At 43.7% G+C, this 17570-nt stretch carries 14 protein-coding genes; 13 read left to right on the top strand and 1 reads right to left on the bottom strand.

The window, feature by feature from the left end; genetic code table 11:
* The first annotated feature begins 13 nt into the window (after nt 1–13).
* From JI665_RS11100 to JI665_RS11130, 7 genes are all read left to right on the top strand, one after another.
* A complete protein-coding gene (locus JI665_RS11100) occupies nt 14–523 on the top strand; it encodes an aromatic-ring-hydroxylating dioxygenase subunit beta (RefSeq protein ID WP_206839406.1) in 510 nt (169 codons plus the stop codon).
* Nucleotides 524–538: 15 nt separating this feature from the next.
* On the top strand, nt 539–1324 hold the full coding sequence (locus tag JI665_RS11105; protein WP_206839407.1) for an SDR family NAD(P)-dependent oxidoreductase: 786 nt from the start codon (nt 539–541) through the stop codon (nt 1322–1324).
* Nucleotides 1325–1354: 30 nt separating this feature from the next.
* Nucleotides 1355–2317: a VOC family protein gene (locus JI665_RS11110; protein WP_206839408.1), complete on the top strand. Its 963-nt coding sequence runs from the start codon at nt 1355–1357 to the stop codon at nt 2315–2317.
* 145 nt (nt 2318–2462) lie between these two features.
* Entirely contained in the window at nt 2463–3227 is a 765-nt protein-coding gene (locus tag JI665_RS11115) for an alpha/beta hydrolase (RefSeq protein ID WP_206839409.1), read from the top strand.
* A 121-nt stretch (nt 3228–3348) separates the two neighbouring features.
* On the top strand, nt 3349–4965 hold the full coding sequence (locus JI665_RS11120; RefSeq protein WP_244671154.1) for an ABC1 kinase family protein: 1617 nt from the start codon (nt 3349–3351) through the stop codon (nt 4963–4965).
* 111 nt (nt 4966–5076) lie between these two features.
* Entirely contained in the window at nt 5077–6039 is a 963-nt protein-coding gene (locus tag JI665_RS11125) for a bile acid:sodium symporter family protein (protein WP_206839411.1), read from the top strand.
* A gap of 411 nt (nt 6040–6450) precedes the next feature.
* Complete coding sequence (locus JI665_RS11130) at nt 6451–6903, top strand: S1 domain-containing RNA-binding protein (RefSeq protein WP_009334297.1); 453 nt, start codon at nt 6451–6453, stop codon at nt 6901–6903.
* A gap of 105 nt (nt 6904–7008) precedes the next feature.
* Here the strand turns inward: JI665_RS11130 and JI665_RS11135 are convergent, their stop codons facing one another.
* Nucleotides 7009–8682 carry a ribonuclease J gene (locus JI665_RS11135; protein WP_206839413.1) on the bottom strand — a complete coding sequence of 558 codons (1674 nt, stop codon included), beginning with the start codon at nt 8680–8682 and terminating at the stop codon, nt 7009–7011.
* A gap of 340 nt (nt 8683–9022) precedes the next feature.
* Between JI665_RS11135 and JI665_RS11140 the strand changes: the two genes are divergently transcribed.
* The 6 genes from JI665_RS11140 to JI665_RS11165 are packed head-to-tail and all read left to right on the top strand — an operon-like array spanning nt 9023 to nt 17302.
* On the top strand, nt 9023–10372 hold the full coding sequence (locus JI665_RS11140; protein ID WP_206839415.1) for an aspartate aminotransferase family protein: 1350 nt from the start codon (nt 9023–9025) through the stop codon (nt 10370–10372).
* The gene (locus JI665_RS11145) at nt 10369–11841 is read left to right on the top strand and encodes a pyridoxal phosphate-dependent decarboxylase family protein (RefSeq protein WP_206839416.1); all 1473 of its coding nucleotides are present in this window, start codon (nt 10369–10371) and stop codon (nt 11839–11841) included. Before JI665_RS11140 ends, JI665_RS11145 begins: the two co-directional genes overlap by 4 nt.
* Nucleotides 11838–13619 (top strand): IucA/IucC family protein, encoded by a 1782-nt coding sequence (locus JI665_RS11150; protein WP_206839418.1) that lies wholly within the window; start codon nt 11838–11840, stop codon nt 13617–13619. The genes JI665_RS11145 and JI665_RS11150 overlap by 4 nt, the downstream gene beginning before the upstream one ends.
* Nucleotides 13603–14190 carry a GNAT family N-acetyltransferase gene (locus JI665_RS11155; protein ID WP_211202533.1) on the top strand — a complete coding sequence of 196 codons (588 nt, stop codon included), beginning with the start codon at nt 13603–13605 and terminating at the stop codon, nt 14188–14190. Before JI665_RS11150 ends, JI665_RS11155 begins: the two co-directional genes overlap by 17 nt.
* Nucleotides 14162–15490: a lysine N(6)-hydroxylase/L-ornithine N(5)-oxygenase family protein gene (locus JI665_RS11160; RefSeq protein ID WP_206839420.1), complete on the top strand. Its 1329-nt coding sequence runs from the start codon at nt 14162–14164 to the stop codon at nt 15488–15490. Before JI665_RS11155 ends, JI665_RS11160 begins: the two co-directional genes overlap by 29 nt.
* A 12-nt stretch (nt 15491–15502) precedes the next feature.
* The gene (locus tag JI665_RS11165) at nt 15503–17302 is read left to right on the top strand and encodes an IucA/IucC family protein (protein WP_206839423.1); all 1800 of its coding nucleotides are present in this window, start codon (nt 15503–15505) and stop codon (nt 17300–17302) included.
* The last annotated feature ends 268 nt before the right edge of the window (nt 17303–17570 follow it).

The following is a 17570-nucleotide window of genomic DNA, read 5'->3' on the forward strand; positions in this document are numbered from 1 at the left end:
GGGGGAATACAGAATGAGTTTAGAGAAAATGCTCGCAACCTATGAATTTGAACAATGGCTCTACAGAGAAGCTGAGCTGCTTGATCATATCGATTTTGATGGCTGGTTCAGCCTTATGCATTCATCTCTGAGTTATCAAATGCCTGTACGCGTCAATAAAGAAGGCACTGAAAGGCCGGATTATGCGGAAGATATGTTTTCTTTTAATGATGATATAGAGTTGCTGAGCCTGAGAGTCGAACGGTTAAAAACGGATTATGCCTGGGCGGAAATTCCGCCTTCCCGCACTCGCCGCTATGTAAGCAATGTGAAGCTTTCCGACTATGTCCCGAATGAAAAAGCATCTGTAAATAGTTATCTTCTAATCTATCGCAGCCGCAGTACAGACATCCATCATGACCTGATTTCAGGAGAACGGCGTGATGAATTTATATATGAAGATGGAGTCTGGAAATTGTCCAAGAGGGTTTTCATTGTCGATCAGACGACACTCAATACCAGAAATCTTGCTATTTTTGTATAAGGAGGAGCATCCAGTATGGCACTGCTTAGCGGAAAATCAGTCTATTTGACCGGGGGCGCCTCTGGCATTGGAAGGGCTGTTACAGAGAGTTTTATACAGGAAGGAGCCTTTGTAACTGTCCTGGATAAGTCAGCAGCTGGCCTCGAGCAATTGAAAAAGGAATTCGGTGATCGTGTTCTATGCGTGGAAGGGGACGTCACTGAATACGAGGATCACATTCACGCCGTTGAAGCGGCTGTGGAAGCGGCGGGAAAGCTGGATGTGTTCGTTGCAAATGCGGGCGTGTTCGACGGATTTGCCAAATTCAGCGAAGTCCCGCCAGAGGCCATGTCAGACGCCTATGACCTGTTATTTACTATTAATGTCAAAGGCTACTTCAATGGTGCAAAAGCTTCTGCAGAAGAATTGAAAAAAACAAATGGAAATATGATTTTCACGGTTTCTGGAGCCGGGTTTTACCCGGACGGGGGCGGAGTCTGGTATACAGCAAGCAAGCACGCGCAAATCGGCTTAATGCGCCAGCTTGCCTTTGAATTAGCCCCAGATATCAGGATAAATGCAGTCGCCCCCGGCGGCACATTGACGGCACTCAATGTCATTGGCCCGCTTAAGCCGTTTGTGAAAGCAGTCGATCCTGATACGAAAGCGAAAAGCATTAAATCCCGAAATCCACTTCGCATAGCCATGACCAGTGAGGACCATGTTGGAGCGTATCTATTGCTTGCTTCTGATCAATCCCGTGCCATTACAGGAGAAGTGATTTCCAGTGATGGAGGACTTGCTGTACGGGGTTTATCCTGAGGAGAAGCGTTATTTAGGAGGAGTGTTTTTATGGCAGAAAGCAAAACCGCTAAAGCGCCATTGGCAGGAAATCAGTCCATTAACCAGCTGGCTTTTGTTGTTCGGGATATTGAAGAGGCAAGTGAAGCTTTTTCAAGTTTACTGGGTGTTCCGAAACCTGAATGGTTTTTAACAGGTGATCAGGAAGTATCAAAGGTAATTTACCGTGGAAAGCCTACTGCATCAAGAAGCAAATTAGCTTTTCTAAATACGCCAACTGTTCAATTTGAACTTATTGAACCGAATGAGGCACCGGGCACGATGCGGGAGTTTTTGGATAGAGCCGGAGAAGGCATACACCATATTGCCTTTGATGTGGAATCCATCATAGAGCGGATGCCGTTTTTCGAGGAGAGCGGATACTCATCACTGCAAAGTGGAGAGTTTACAGCCAGTGAAGGCAGATATGTTTATGCAGATACCTTGAAGGACTGCAAGATATTGGTTGAACTCCTGGAAAGCTCTGAGGCAAGAAACACTGCAGCTGCCCCAGAATTACAAAGCCCGATGCTTGGAACAAATAAAGTCGAGCAGCTGGCAATCGTGGTAAAAGATCTGGAGTTAGCTGCAGAAGCTTATTGTAAGCTTCTCGGTGCCGATAAGCCACCCATTATACAATCAGGCCCAAGTGAAGAGACACAGGTTATTTTCAGAGGTCAGCCAACAGAAGGTAAATCTAGATATATGTTCATCAATACACCCTTCATTCAAATTGAATTAATTGAACCAGGTGATTCACCAAGTACTTGGCAGGAACATCTGGAGAAATACGGGGAAGGTGTCCATCATATTTCGTTTGTTGTCGATAACCTGGATGAAAAAATCAGATTGCTGGAAGGAATGGGATATCCTGTCATACAAACTGGCAATTTTTTTAATGGGAAAGGCAAATACGCCTATATGGATACAACCTCAATGTTTAAAGTGATTATTGAATTACTTGAGAGATATTAAAGAATGGCCGAACGGCTGCACATAATAGTGCAGCCGTTTTTTAAAAGTTTCTTAGGTGGGGGTATAAGTCTTTAAATACAAGTTGACAGGTCGGAATAGTTGGTTATATAATGTGAATAATTAATTCTGAGGGAGGAACAGATTGATGAATGAACGTTATCCTGTTTTGGACGGTGCAGAATCATTCTACTATGAAGGCAATGAGGTCGGAATCCTGATTACACATGGTTTTCTTGGAACTCCCCAGAGTGTACGGTTTTTGGGAGAGTCATTTGCCAGGCTTGGCTATACGGTTTTTGCTCCAAGGCTTAAAGGCCACGGCACACATTATAAAGATATTGAAATAACCTCTCATGAGGATTGGTTTGCTGAAGCTGAAAAGGGTTATCAATTCCTAAAAGACAGATGCAAATCTGTCTATGCCGCAGGGCAATCGATGGGTGGCGCATTGACCCTTTGGCTGGCTAATAAATATCCGGAAATTGCAGGTATTTTGTTAATAAATGCCGCTCTTCGGGTTCCGGGTTATGAATATTTAAAAGGGAAAACATATCCCAGGTACATTGATGAAGGTGCACCTGATATTAAAAAAGTGGATGTAGAAGAAATTACTTACGGGAAAGTTCCGGTCCCCTCCATCTTCGAATTGCAGAAAATCATGGAAAGAACACCATTCTTATTGCCTTCCATTAAAACACCTGTGTTAGGCTTTAAGTCGATAGAAGATCATGTTGTGCCGGCAGAATGTACTGATTTTATTTTAGAGAAGATTGGCTCAGCGAAAAAGAAGGCTATATCGCTCTATAACTCTTATCATGTGGCATCCATGGACCATGATAAAGAAAAGATTGTCAGCATAACTCATCAGTATATCCAGGAGAATCAAGCAGGCAGCTTGTCCTTTGTGTAAGGACGGGCTGTTTTTTATGTTATGAAACTTTTTAAACATGATACCGTATTAAAAGAAAAGGGTATTCAGCCTTTATTGCAGAATAAGACAGTACATTTTACTTGGGAAGAAGATGATGGAAATGAAGGCGAGAAGTAAATGGCTCCGCATGTACAAAGTGTTTTCGTTGGCAATTCTCATTATTTTTCAAATTTACTGGTATAAATGGACCCGCAAATCAGAAGCAGAATGGGAAAATTTATGGTCTGGCATCGGGAAAAAATTCCGGACAACACTTTTTGAATTGGAAGGGCTGCTGATTAAGATTGGTCAGTTCATCAGTATCCGATCTGATTTGCTTCCGCATGCTTTTATCCAGGAGCTTCAAGACCTGACCGATAATGTACCGCCATCGGAATGGAGTGAAATCCAGAGGATTTTAAACGAAGAATGGGGCAGTGAGCTCTCTAAAAAGGTGGTGGCGATTGAAAAAGAAGCCATAGCATCCGCTTCGATTGGAGAGGTATATAAAGGGTCTCTGCAGGACGGCTCAATTGTTGCCATTAAAGTGCAGCGTCCTGATATCCAATCAATCGTACATACCGACTTCCGGACCCTAAGTATTCTTGTCTGGTTTGCGGATCGGTTTGTCCCTATTCCTAAGGGATTCATTAATTTAAAAGTCCTATTTCAGGAGCTTAAGCAGGTTATTGAGCGGGAGCTTGATTTTACAAAGGAAAAGGAAACCTTGCTTTATTTTAAAGACCGATTTAAAGATAGTGAGATAGTTAAAATTCCCGATGTCCATCAGGAGCTTTGCACCTCAAAAGTGCTTGTCATGGAATGGGTGGAGGGAAAAAGGCTTAATGATGCAGCAGCGGTTGAAATGCTTGAAATATCCCGTCAGGATCTGGCACGCCGTCTGATGAAGATCTTCCTGCCGCAATGGCTGGAACCTGGGATGTTTCATGCCGATCCCCATCCTGGAAATGTGCTGTTCACAAGGGAAGGGCGGATTATTCTTCTCGATTTCGGCATGGCTGGTGAAATTTCAAAAAAAGATGCAGTCTCTTTTCAGAATTTAATTGAATCCATTCTCGCTAAAAACTACAGTAAAACTGTTGACTGTCTGTCACAGTTAGGGTTTTTACTGCCTGAAACAGTTGCGGGATCAATGGAAAAGCTGCTCTCGGATTGGATGTCATTTGATTTTTCTCAATTAAAGGATATAGACTTAATTGCTCTTAAGCTTGAGCTGAATGATCTGATTACTGCTCTTCCCATACAGGTGCCAACCCGCTTTGTTTTTCTGGGCAGGTCATTTATGACAATAGAAGGGGTTGTTCGCCATCTGGTACCGGAAGATGATCTTCTTGACCTTGGCAAACCTGTTTTTACAGAGTGGTTAAGCTCCCAGGGGAATAAATGGTCATTTATTTGGAGTATTATTCAATCCCAGCCGCTCTTTAAAATATTTCATTCAGCAGCGGAATTCCTGGAAACACCGCGTAAATTGGAAACAATGAAAGTGGCCGGGCAAAGAAGGGAGTTTCAGTTTACCATCTATGAAAATCGGAAAAAGCAGCTCTTTCAGCTGTTCTTGCTAGGTTTAACTGGGTCAGGCTTTGGCATTTATTTAGAAGAAATACAGATCATGCAGTTATCCGCAGGCATAGCAGCCATTGGGCTTGCAGGGTATGGAGTGAATAGCTGGAGATTGCGAAAATGGCTGAAATATATGCCGGAAAGACGCAGATAATCAAAAGAGCCTATTTTTGGCTCTTTTTCACTATTTTGATATATAACCAGCTAGTTTATGATAAAATAATTAGTTAGGTAAACAATTATTCGGAAAAGGAGAGTACTCAGTGTGCTACTTCAAATAAATAAACAGCTGGAGAAAATGATGCCATTGATTACTCCAATAAGCGTTGTGCTAGGTGTTATGCTCGCTGGTTATATCAAGGATTTAGCCTTTATCATTCCTTGGGTTTTTGCGTTTATGACGTTTTCTGGCAGTCTGAACTCCAGTTTTAGCAGTTTAAAAGAAATCATTCATCATCCTAAGCCGCTTTTTCTTATTTTGTTTTTGCTTCATATCTTGATGCCTCTTTTTGCATGGAGCACCGGTAAACTTGCGTTCGGTGATGATTCCTTAACTATTACAGGTCTGGTACTGGCTATGGCTATTCCGACCGGCATATCGAGCTTCATCTGGGTTTCCATTTATCGCGGCAATATTCCGCTGACATTGTCCATCATTCTGGTTGATACCTTTCTGTCACCCTTTATTGTTCCGTTGACATTGTCTGTGTTTTTTCAGAAATCTGTACAGATCGATGCCGTGCCGATGATGGCTGGATTATTCGGAATGGTTGTTCTGCCATCGTTCCTTGGCATGCTCTTCAATCAGTTTGCAGGAAAAAGCGCCGCAGCCTTAAGCAGCCGCCTCTCTCCTTTTTCAAAGCTTGGAATGGCCATTGTGGTTATGCTTAATGGAGCTGTTGTTGCCCCGTATTTGAAGGAGGTCAATCTTAAATTGGTCCTCATTGGGATCACTGTATTTTGTGTAGCGTTTATGGGCTATCTTATATCCTTCATCATAGCAAATTTACTGAAATACGATCAGGGCACGACTGTGGCTGTTACGTTTAATGGCGGAATGAGGAATATCAGTGTTGGCTCTGTACTGGCAGTCACGTATTTTCCCGCTCCTGTTGCCGTTCCTGTGGTTATCGGCATGCTCTTTCAGCAGGTTTTAGCTTCCCTGTATGGGATTATCATGAAGCGCCATTTCAGCAGGAAGGTTCTGCAGGAAGGTCATTCAGTGTAGGGTTTAAGCTCCTGTTTCAGGAGCTTTTTTGTTTGCCATTATGTCATGGGATCAATGATTCAAGCTGCAATTTAAATATTTGGCTAAATTAACCTTCCGCACACAAAATCCAGCTGTCCGCACATAAAAAAGCGTTATGCGCACATAAAAATTTTTATCCGCACATAAAAAAGAGGTATCCGCACATAAAAAATTTTTTCAATCTAAAAGAGTGCCATCTGCATACAAAATTAGTTAGTTTCATGGCTTAACATGAAATAAAATACATAAATTTTAATAAAATTTAACAAAAAATATGATTTATCCCTTATTTTAACGGGTAGAATATCGGTGGAATATCGCGGGCGTTGAAATTATCTTAAAAAAAAGTTATAATAAGACGTTGTTAACACTACCGAGGGGGAAGTTTTTTTGTCAATCGAAATTGGAAGTAAGGTACAAGGAAAAGTAACAGGTATTACAAATTTCGGAGCATTTGTCGAACTGCCAGGCGGCACGACAGGTCTTGTTCACATTAGTGAGGTAGCGGACAGCTATGTTAAAGATGTGAACGAGCATTTAAAAGTTGGCGATGAGGTAACTGTTAAAGTGCTTAGCGAGAAGGAAGGCAAAATTGCCCTTTCCATCAAAAAAGCAGTGGACAGACCGGAAGGCCAATCTTCTTATTCTCAGCGCCCGCCGCGCCAGGGAAGAGATGATCGCCGCGGCGGTTCCAGAGATTTCCGTTCTAAAGGAAACTTTAAGCCGAAGGAAAGCTTTGAAGACAAAATGGCAAAATTCTTAAAATCGAGTGAAGAAAATATTTCGTCATTAAAGCGCAATACTGAAGGTAAGCGGGGCGGCCGAGGCGGACGCCGCGGATAAGCAGCCCTTTAGATAATGGGAAACTCCAATCTGGAGGGAAGTTTCCTGACTGATTGGAGTTATCCTGTGATAAAGGCAAGCCGTTTACGGCTTGCCTCTTTTCGTTTAAATTTCAATTATGATTGGCAGGATCATTGGTTTGCGCTTTGTTTTTTCAAATAAATACTGCCCCAGTGATTTCTTAATGCCCTGCTTAATGACATTCCACTGGCTTTTATCCTGTTCTGGAAGATCATTGACGGTTTTCTCCGCAATCCGATTTATTTCTCTCAGCAGATCTTCGGATTCGCGTGCGTAGACAAAACCTCGTGATATCGTATCAGGCCTCGATATCATTTTGCGCTCACTCTTGCTCATGGTCAGCACAATCACAATCATGCCATCCTCGGACAGCTGCTTTCTGTCGCGGAGCACGATGCTGCCAATATCACCAACACCCACACCATCTACATAAGTATCTCCGGCAGGTACCCGCCTTGTCTGGCGTGCTTCTCCGTTCTCAATATCAACGACATCCCCATTTTTAATGATAAAAGTATGCCCGTCTTCAACTCCGATGGATTCAGCAAGCAATTTATGATGGTGAAGCATTCTGTATTCACCGTGAATCGGAATAAAGTATTTCGGCTTCATCAATGTGAGCATAAGCTTTAAATCTTCCTGATAGCCGTGGCCGGACACATGCATCCCTGTTGAACTGCCTGAACCGTATATCACGCGGGCTCCCAGCTTAAAAAGATTATCAATGATTTTAGAGACATCGCGTTCGTTGCCCGGGATTGGGGAAGCTGCTAAAATCACGGTATCCTCTGGATGAATCTCAGCATCACGGTAATTTCCTGTAGAGAGGCGCGAGAGGGCAGCCATCGGCTCTCCCTGGCTGCCGGTACATAGTATGCACACCTTTTCAGGGGCCAGATTCATCGCTTCTCTTGGATTGGCAATCATCCCCTCGGGAACAGTCAGGTATTCTCGTTCAATAGCTACATCCACAACATTTACCATACTTCGGCCAAGCAGCACCAGCTTTCGGTTTGTTTTAATCGCAGCGGCCACAACCTGCTGAACACGGCTCACATTGGAAGCGAAAGTTGAGATGATAATCTTGCGCGGAGCCTTCATAAATGCTTCCTCAATATTTTCCCCGACAATATGCTCAGTTGGCGAAAAGCCAGTCCGCTCAGCGTTTGTGCTTTCTGAAAGAAGGGCAAGCACTCCACTGCGGCCGATTTCAGCCATCCTGTGGATATCAGCATGCTCCTGATTTACAGGAGTTAAGTCAAATTTAAAATCGCCCGTATGGACCACATTGCCCTCTGGCGTATTGAAAACAATGCCCAGACAGTCGGGTATGCTGTGATTCACCTTGAAAAAGCTAACGCCAACTTCCCCGAAATCAAGGCGAGAGTCAGAATCAATGCTTATAAGCTCAGAATCACCAAGCAGGCGATGCTCCGTTAATTTTAATTCAATCAGCCCCAGCGTAAATCTCGTGGCATATACCGGCATATTGATTTTTTTGAGAAGATAGGCAACCCCGCCAATATGATCCTCATGTCCATGAGTGACAATCAACCCGCGGATTTTCTCCCGGTTTTCCTCAAGGTATGTGATGTCCGGAATGATCAAATCGATCCCCAACAATGTCTCGTCGGGGAATTTCCCTCCAGCATCAATCACGACAATATCATTATGATATTGGATGACATACATGTTTTTCCCAATTTCATTGATGCCGCCCAGAGAAAATATGGATAACTGCTTACCGTTTGACTCCATATGTAAATCCTCCCACTTTAAGATTTTTCTTAGCATTCCCATTTGGATGTCTGAAATGTAGAACAGGGAGAAAAAAATAGTGCCGAATCGGTGACAAAAGACTTAATAAGCCTAGTGACAACCTTTACCGCTTCAAATGAGTTCCAATACTGAAATTGTTCTCGAATTTTACTGCATCACTATCCAACGGAAGACTTAAAAAAAAATAGAAATAATTCAAACAAGAAAGTAAATTAGGGAAGAACTCCTATTGACGATGATAATCATTATCATTTAAAGTGTTCATGTAATCAGTAATGATAATCATTTTCAACAAGAATTAAGGAGGAAAAATAAATTTATGAGCATTTTGCAAATAGAGAAAACCAATGAATTTTATTTAAAACAGCAGGAAAGGCGCGAATCGAACGCACGAAGCTATCCACGGCGGATTCCGATTGCGATTGAGGAAGCCGAAGGTGTTTATGTGAAGGATGTAGACGGAAAAAGGTATATCGACTGCCTTGCAGGTGCCGGAACCCTGGCCCTTGGCCATAATCACCCGGTCGTTACGGAGGCTATCGAGAAGGTCCTTCATGATAAGCGGCCCTTACATACACTGGATTTAACAACACCTGTAAAAGAAGAATTTGTAAGTGAAGTGTTTAAAAGCCTGCCACAAGAACTTGCCGAAGTGGCGAAGATTCAATTCTGCGGCCCAACCGGAGGAGATGCGATCGAAGCAGCTATCAAACTCGTTAAAACGGCAACAGGCCGAAGGAGCATCCTGTCTTTCCAGGGAGGATATCACGGGGCTACACATGGAACGATGGCGCTGTCGGGAAATCTTTCACCAAAGGAAAAAGTCCAGGGATTGATGCCTGATGTCCACTTTATGCCATATCCATATGAGTACCGCTGTCCTTTCGGGGTTGGCGGGGAAGAGACACATAAAATCAGCAGCCGCTATATTGAAAACCTTCTCGATGATCCCGAAAGCGGTATACTGCCGCCTGCTGCCATCATTCTGGAAGTGGTTCAGGGCGAAGGAGGTTCAATCCCGGCACCGGTCGAGTGGCTAAAGGAAATTCGCCGAATTACAAAAGAAAGGGATATCCCGCTCATAATCGATGAAGTACAGACAGGCATTGGAAGAACCGGTAAGCTTTTCGCTTTTGAACATGCAGGCATTATCCCTGATGTTGTTGTTCTTTCAAAGGCAATTGGCGGAAGCCTGCCATTATCCGTCGTCATTTATAACCAGATGCTTGATCAGTGGTCTCCGGGTGCACACATTGGAACATTTAGAGGAAACCAGATGGCGATGGCCGCTGGAACAGCCACTCTTCGCTATATAAAAGACAATAAATTGGCTGAAAAAGCTGGCGTTTTAGGTGAAAAGCTTATGGTGGCGCTAAAGGTTCTGCAGGAGGAATATCCTGAAATTGGCGATGTTCGCGGCAGGGGGCTAATGGTTGGAGCAGAAATTGTTGATCCATCTGCACCATCCGGCCGAAAAGGGGAATGCAAAGCAGATCAGGCCCTTGCAAGCCGTATCCAGAGAGAATGCTTTGATCGAGGCTTAATCCTTGAAGTCGGCGGCAGACATGGCAGCGTCGTCCGTTTCCTTCCTCCGCTTACCATTACAGATGCACAGCTGGATGAGGTCATAAGCATCTTTACAGATGCTGTAAAGGCAGCAGTCAAATGAATCATTTTAAGCAGTATTTCTTATCTCACCACGCTGAAAGCCAGAATAGCTTTCAGCGGACCCTTTCTGAGGTCCAGAATTTACTGGGTGAATTTTACCGGCTGCAGCCGAACGTGTTCAACGGCAAAAAGGCAGAGGAAATTGAAAAGGAAATTGTCCTATTAGCAAACAGTTCACAAAATGGCGAGTCTCCGTCTAAGGTAATTGAGGAGATAATGGACAAAGTCGTAAGCAACAGTATCCATGTAACTCACCCTGGCAGCATGGCGCATCTGCATTGTCCCCCGCTGATCCCAGCCATCGCCGCTGAATTGATTATCGCTGTTCTCAATCAGTCTATGGACTCGTGGGATCAGAGCACAGCCGCTACTTATCTGGAAGAAAAAATGATGAAATGGATGTCAGAAAAGCTTTCGTTAGCCGATAGTGCAGACGGCACCTTCACAAGCGGAGGTACACAATCAAATTACATGGGATTGCTGCTGGCACGGGATCATTATTGCCAGACACAGTGGAATTGGGATGTAAAAAAACTGGGGTTGCCTGCTGAAGCTCATAAGCTGCGGATTCTTTGTTCAGAAAAAGCCCATTTTACTGTAAGTAAATCAGCTTCCCAGCTCGGGCTCGGTGAACAGGCTGTGGTGAAGATCAAAACCGATGCAGGAATGAGAATGTGCATTTCTTCTTTAGAAGAAGAAATCAAGCGCCTGAAATCTGACGGTTATCACCCTATGTGCATCGCTGCCACGTGTGGAACGACTGATTTTGGAAGCATTGACCCTCTCGAGGAATTGGGGGATATCGCAAGTCGAAATGGAATGTGGCTGCATGCAGATGCTGCATACGGCGGAGCTCTGGTTATGAGTGAAAAACATCACGGCAAATTGGCTGGAATCAATCTGGCAGACTCGGTGGCCATCGACTTTCACAAAATGTTTTATCAGCCTATCAGCTGCGGAGCCTTCTTTGTTAAAAATAAATCTATCTTCAGGTATTTGTCCTGCCACGCAGATTATTTAAATCCAGAAGAAGATGAACTAGTTCATCTGGTGAATAAATCGGTCCAGACTACACGGCGGTTTGATGCTCTAAAGCTCTATATGTCACTAAGGATGGTTGGAGAAAGAAACTTTTCCAGGATGATTGACCATACGATTGAGCTGGCAAAACAAACCGCCCTATGGCTGAGGGAAACACCAGGGATTGACGTGGTAAATCCTGAACCTGAATTAAATGCTATTGTCTTCCGGTTATCCGATGAAAAGGATGCTGATGGACTTAACATGTACATTTATAAAAAACTTCTGCATAGCGGAGAGGGACTGATCGCTAAAACAAGAGTAGATGGCTTGCAGTTTCTGAAATTCACACTATTAAATCCGCAGACAACTATGGCTGAAGTAAAATTAGCTTTTGAATCTCTCATTCAATTTGCAAAAGAGTTCAAACAGAAGGAGGAAGCCCTTTGACAGATCATACTGTAATAGCACAGCAGGCAAGCATGCAGAGTTTCTTAAACTGCTATTTAAGAGAAACACAGCAGTTTCGGGTGTCTGAAAATTGGAAGCCTGAATGGGAAGGAGAAACACCTTCTATTTGGCTGGAAATCAAACTGGCCCAATTGGATATTGTTATTTATGCTGCGGTCAGGCACTGGTCTCTGACTGGAAGCCATACCTTTCAATTTCCGCTCTTTATGGAAGTCAATGGGAAGAGTGTTCCTCTTGATTATGTCACACTGGTCTCCCTGATCAGCAAGGAATTACTGGCATCTGCAGAAAGAGAAGGAGCGGAAGATGAGCTGATGCTGCGGGCGATTCTCAGCTGCCGCAATATTCAGCGCTATTTGCAGGAGCGTGAAGGGGATTCAGAAAGTCTTCAGAAAACTGACTTTACCTTTATTGAAGCAGAGCAGTCGCTGTTATTTGGCCACCTGCTCCATCCTACGCCAAAAAGCAAACAGGGAATGTCCTTTGAAGCGGAGTCTTCCTATTCTCCGGAACTAAAGGGCAGCTTCCAGCTTCACTTTTTTAAGGCGGACCGGGCGATTGTCTCTCAGGACTCAGCTGATCTGGCCAGTGCCGCAGAGATTATAATGGAGCTGCTGCAGAGTGATGAAGGATTTAAAGAAAAGTTTGGCCTGGACCCTAAATCTGTCTTCATCCCTGTTCATCCGCTCCAGGTGCCTGTTCTGCTAAAAGACAGGCAAGTGCAGGATTTGATTCATTCAGGTCAACTGGTCTATATCGGCCCTTACGGAATGCCATTCGAGGCGACGTCTTCCATGAGGACCGTTTATAATCCGGATTTTCACTATATGTTTAAGTTTTCAGTTCCAGTGAAAATTACAAATTCACTGCGGGTGAATCTCGAAAAGGAACTTTACAGGGGAGTAGAAGTGACGAGGCTGATGCAATCCCAGTTGGGCAATAAGCTCCAGGAACTGTATCCAGCTTTCCATATCATTCAGGATCCTGCTTTCCTGAATATTCCGTTGGATAGAGAAATCTCCGGATTTGAAGTGGTCATCCGTGAAAATCCCTTTTATGAGAATGACAGCAATATAAGTTTAATAGCAGGCCTTGTTCAGAATCATGGTTATGGCGGGCGCACCCGCCTGGAATCGATTATCCATGAAATAGCAGAAAAAGAAAATCGGATGACGAAGGAAGTCAGCCGGGATTGGTTTGAAAAATACCTATCCATTACACTCGATCCTTTGATTTGGCTGTATGAAACTTATGGGGTAGCGCTGGAAGCTCATCAGCAAAATTCAATTGTCCAGCTGGACAACGGCTACCCGTCCACATTTTATTACCGGGATAATCAGGGATATTATTTTAGTGAATCAAAAGCTGAGCTGCTTGCCGAAATCATTCCGGATGTGAGCCGGAAAAGTTCTACACTCTGCAGTGATGATGTCGCAATCGAGCGCTTCCGCTATTACTTTTTTATGAACCATCTGTTTGGGCTCATAAATGGTTTTGGGACAGCGGGACTCGCTGATGAGGAAGCTCTCCTGGCCATTTTGAAGAAAAAACTCTTAAACCATGATCAAAAGACCGGGGGGAGATCCGCCTTGCTTAGAAGCTTGCTCCATTTGAAGGAGCTTCCTTGCAAAGCCAACCTGCTCACACGTTTTTATGATATGGATGAACTGGTCGGTTCACTGGAAACCCAATCTGTTTATACGAAAATCCCAAATCCGCTGCAAAAGGTGCTGATTGCTGATGAAGCCGGAGTTTAGTTTTTATGATCGGGAAGTGAATCAGGCCATATCCTTTGTAAAAGTCGAGCTGGAAAGGGATGCGGGGACCCTTCATAAATGGCACCAGGAGCGTCATGTCAGTCCATTCTGGAATCTGAACATCCCTTATGAAAAATATTGGACTCATTTGGAAGGCTTTTTGGCTGATACACACCAGACACTTTTTTTAGGCCTGATGGATGGAGTTCCAATGAGCTATTGGGAAGCGTATTGGGTTAATGGGGATGTGGTTGAAAGCTGCTATGATCCTCATCCTGAAGACCGGGGAATCCATCTGCTGATTGGTGAATCAGACTATTTGGGAAAAGGGTATGCTCTTCCGCTCCTGCGTTCAATGGTCCATTTTCAATTTTTACATCAGGGGACAGAAAAAGTAATCGCAGAGCCGGACATCCGCAATAAGAAAATGATTCATATTTTTGAGAGATGCGGATTTGAAAAAATAAAGCCCATTGAGCTGCCGGATAAGACGGGCATGCTGATGTTCTGTGAAAGAGAACAGTTTGAAAGGAGATGGAAGGATGTCTTTACAGCAGCAGAAAGTGTATGACCTTATAGGTGTCGGCATCGGCCCATTCAATCTCGGCCTTGCCGCCATGATGGAAGAAACAGGAGGAAAGGATGTCCAGTTTTTTGAACAAAGGTCGGAATTCAATTGGCATAAAGGGATGCTGATCGAGGGAACAACCCTTCAAGTGCCATTTTTCGCTGACTTAATCAGTATGGCCGATGTGCAAAGCAGATTTACATATTTAAATTATCTTCAAACCCATAACAGGCTTTACCATTTTTATTTTCTGGAGAAATTTCACATTCCGCGAAAAGAATACAATGACTATTGCCGCTGGGTAGCCGGCCAGCTGCCATCCTGCAGATTTGGCTTCCGGGTGGAAAAAATCAGCCCAATAAATGAACTATATGAAATTGTTGTCAGAAATGTGCAAACAGGTGAAGCTGAATTTTACCTGACAAAACATGTCGCCGTCGGAATTGGAACTAGCCCCTCAGTTCCTTCACATCTGGAAGAGCATCTGGGTCCAAACGTCATGCATTCTTCTCAGTATATGGAGCGTAAAAGTGAGCTTGAGCAGGCAGGTTCGATCACTGTGATCGGCTCAGGCCAGAGCGCAGCCGAGATTTTCTATGATTTGCTGCAGGAGCAGGATGAAGGTGCCTATGAATTAAATTGGTTCACAAGGTCAAAAGGTTTCTTTCCGATGGAATACAGTAAATTGGGCCTGGAGTATTTTTCGCCGGATTATATCGATTTCTTTTTCCAGCTTCCTGAGGAAAAGAAGGAGGCTCTGCTTTCTAAGCAGGATCTTCTTTACAAGGGAATCAGCATGAATACGATCGCTGATATTTATGACCTTTTGTATGATAAAACAGCTTGCGGGGATAAGCCGCCGATTCATTTGCTCGCCATGACAGAACTTGAAGGAATCGAACTAAGGAATGCCACTCATTTGCTGACATTAAAACATTGTGTTTCTGAAGAATTATTTCAGCTGGAGTCAGATTTCGTCATTTTAGGGACTGGTTATGCACCGTCCATGCCGCATTTTCTTCTCCAGATGCAGGACGAAATCGTTTGGGATGATCATAATCGCTTCAAGGTGATGCGCGATTATACTTTGGAGACTAGAACCAAGAAAGAAAATAAGATTTTCATCCAAAATGGGGAACTTCATACACATGGCATCGGTGCACCTGACCTTGGGCTAGGGGCATACCGGAACGCTGTCATCATCAACCAGGTCTACGGCAGGGAAATCTATCAGGTGAACAAAAAGAATGTATTTCAATCATTTGAAGCGGATGAATCCTGGAAGACAGCCGCAGTCAGATAAAGGAGGAACAGTATGTTATATATCAATGAAACTGAAGAAATACTGCAGAAGGAAGTCTGGGAAAAGGTAAATCAAAATCTGCTGGCCAAAATGCTTTCAGAATTTATGTATGAAGATATGATTCAGCCAGAATTAGAAGACAATGTTTACTATTTACAGACAGCCACAGGCCGCAGGTACCGCTTTAAGGCAGAAAAACGGTTATTTGACAGTTTTGATGTAAAAGCGGATTCCGTTGAAGCCTTTAAAAAGGACGCATGGCAGCCGGCTGTCAATGCGATTCAATTACTCACTGATATCAAGGAGAGTATTGGCATGTCATCCGAAACAGCGGGGCACTTGATCAGGGAATTGAATCATACCCTGATTGCCGATGCAAATTTAATGGTACATCACAGAAAAGAAGCTGATGAATTAACGGAACTTGATTATGCGGAATTGGAAGGCGAAATGACCGGCCACCCTTGGATTACCTATAACAAAGGACGCATCGGTTTTGGCATGGATGATTACTTAAACTTCGCTCCGGAAAATCACAATGAAACGAAGCTGTTCTGGTTAGCCATCCACCGGGAGCGTGCCCAATTCCAGTCTGTCACTGGGCTAAACTATGAGAAACTGATTCAGAATGAACTTGGTGATGAAATGACCAGAAATTTTTCAGACATCGTCAGAAAATATGGATTGGATCCCTCAGAATACTTTTTTATGCCGGTGCATGAATGGCAATGGAAAAACATTCTGATCCAAAACTTCCCGGAAGATTTGGCAAATAAAAAAATGATCCCTCTTGAAGAAGGGACAGACCATTACCTGCCCCAGCAGTCCATACGGACATTTGTGAATATGAGTGATAAGAGGAAACACCATGTGAAGCTTCCAATGAACATTTTAAATACACTGGTCTACCGCGGGCTTCCTTCCGAACGGACGGTAATTGCCCCGCAGGTTACAGCCTTTATTAAAGGAATTTTTGAGAATGACAGCTTCTTAAAGGAAGAGTGTGAGGTTGTGCTGCCGGGGGAAATCGCAAGCATCAATGTCGATCACCCTTATTACAATTCTTTAAATGGAGCACCTTATCAGTACAATGAAATGCTCGGCGCCATTTGGCGGGAAAGCATCTATGGGTATTTGAAGGTAGGGGAAAAACCGATTACCCTTGCAGCTCTTCATCATGAAGATGCCTATGGAAAACCGTTTGTTCAAAGTCTGATAGAGAAGTCAGGATTAAGCGCGAATGAGTGGATGAAGCAGTTTTTCAATGTCATCATGCCGCCCCTGCTGCATTTCCTTTATCAGTATGGAACCGTCTTCTCCCCACATGGGCAAAATACCATTCTTATTTTAAAAGATTCACAGCCCGTGAGATTGGCAGTTAAAGATTATGTAGATGACGTTAATATATCAGACCAGCCATTTCAGGAGCTTTCCGGGCTGGATGAGAACCTGAAAGCTGTGCTGCGCAGTGAACCGCCTGAGGGTCTTACACAATTTATTTTTACTGGCCTGTTTATCTGCCACCTCCGCTATTTATCAAACGTGCTGATCAATCATAACTTGATGGAGGAAAAAACATTCTGGTCCTATCTGGCAGAAGCTATTCAGGATTATCAGGCAAAGTTCCCGCAGCTTGAAGAACGGTTCAAGTTGTTTGATTTCTTCAAGCCGGAGCTGACCAAACTCTGCCTGAACCGGAACCGCATGGTTGACTATGGCTACGGTGATGGGGAAGACCGGCCGCATGCCTCTGAATTTGGAAAAGTGCGCAATGCTTTACATGATATTAAGGAAGAAAGGATTATGGCGTAAAAGAGTATAAACTTCTAAAGTTAGTAAACTATCCAGCTCCAGGCGCATTGCGCTTTCATTTAATCCTTTAAATCAGCGAATTAATTATTGACATAATATACCGTAGGATGCATAATAATTCTAATTATAAGAAGAATTCAACAGCCATGACAGGGAACCAGTAAGTAGAACTCAGGCTAGAAGAGAGCGGGATTCACCGGCTGAAAGATCCTGCAGCCTGCAAAGCTATTGAACCTAGCCCTTGAGCTGCCAGGCAAACCTGGCCGAA

Origin of the sequence: Bacillus sp. NTK034, from assembly GCF_017303275.1 — a bacterium.
Taxonomy (GTDB): Bacteria; Bacillota; Bacilli; order Bacillales; family Cytobacillaceae; genus Cytobacillus.

What these genes read in the sequence shown, in the direction of transcription:
- JI665_RS11100 (WP_206839406.1), top strand. Translation starts at nt 14, where the DNA reads ATGAGTTTAGAGAAAATGCTCGCAACCTATGAATTTGAACAATGGCTC.
- JI665_RS11105 (WP_206839407.1), top strand. Translation starts at nt 539, where the DNA reads ATGGCACTGCTTAGCGGAAAATCAGTCTATTTGACCGGGGGCGCCTCT.
- JI665_RS11110 (WP_206839408.1), top strand. Translation starts at nt 1,355, where the DNA reads ATGGCAGAAAGCAAAACCGCTAAAGCGCCATTGGCAGGAAATCAGTCC.
- JI665_RS11115 (WP_206839409.1), top strand. Translation starts at nt 2,463, where the DNA reads ATGAATGAACGTTATCCTGTTTTGGACGGTGCAGAATCATTCTACTAT.
- JI665_RS11120 (WP_244671154.1), top strand. Translation starts at nt 3,349, where the DNA reads ATGAAGGCGAGAAGTAAATGGCTCCGCATGTACAAAGTGTTTTCGTTG.
- JI665_RS11135 (WP_206839413.1), bottom strand. Translation starts at nt 8,682, where the DNA reads ATGGAGTCAAACGGTAAGCAGTTATCCATATTTTCTCTGGGCGGCATC.
- JI665_RS11140 (WP_206839415.1), top strand. Translation starts at nt 9,023, where the DNA reads ATGAGCATTTTGCAAATAGAGAAAACCAATGAATTTTATTTAAAACAG.
- JI665_RS11145 (WP_206839416.1), top strand. Translation starts at nt 10,369, where the DNA reads ATGAATCATTTTAAGCAGTATTTCTTATCTCACCACGCTGAAAGCCAG.
- JI665_RS11155 (WP_211202533.1), top strand. Translation starts at nt 13,603, where the DNA reads ATGAAGCCGGAGTTTAGTTTTTATGATCGGGAAGTGAATCAGGCCATA.
- JI665_RS11160 (WP_206839420.1), top strand. Translation starts at nt 14,162, where the DNA reads ATGTCTTTACAGCAGCAGAAAGTGTATGACCTTATAGGTGTCGGCATC.
- JI665_RS11165 (WP_206839423.1), top strand. Translation starts at nt 15,503, where the DNA reads ATGTTATATATCAATGAAACTGAAGAAATACTGCAGAAGGAAGTCTGG.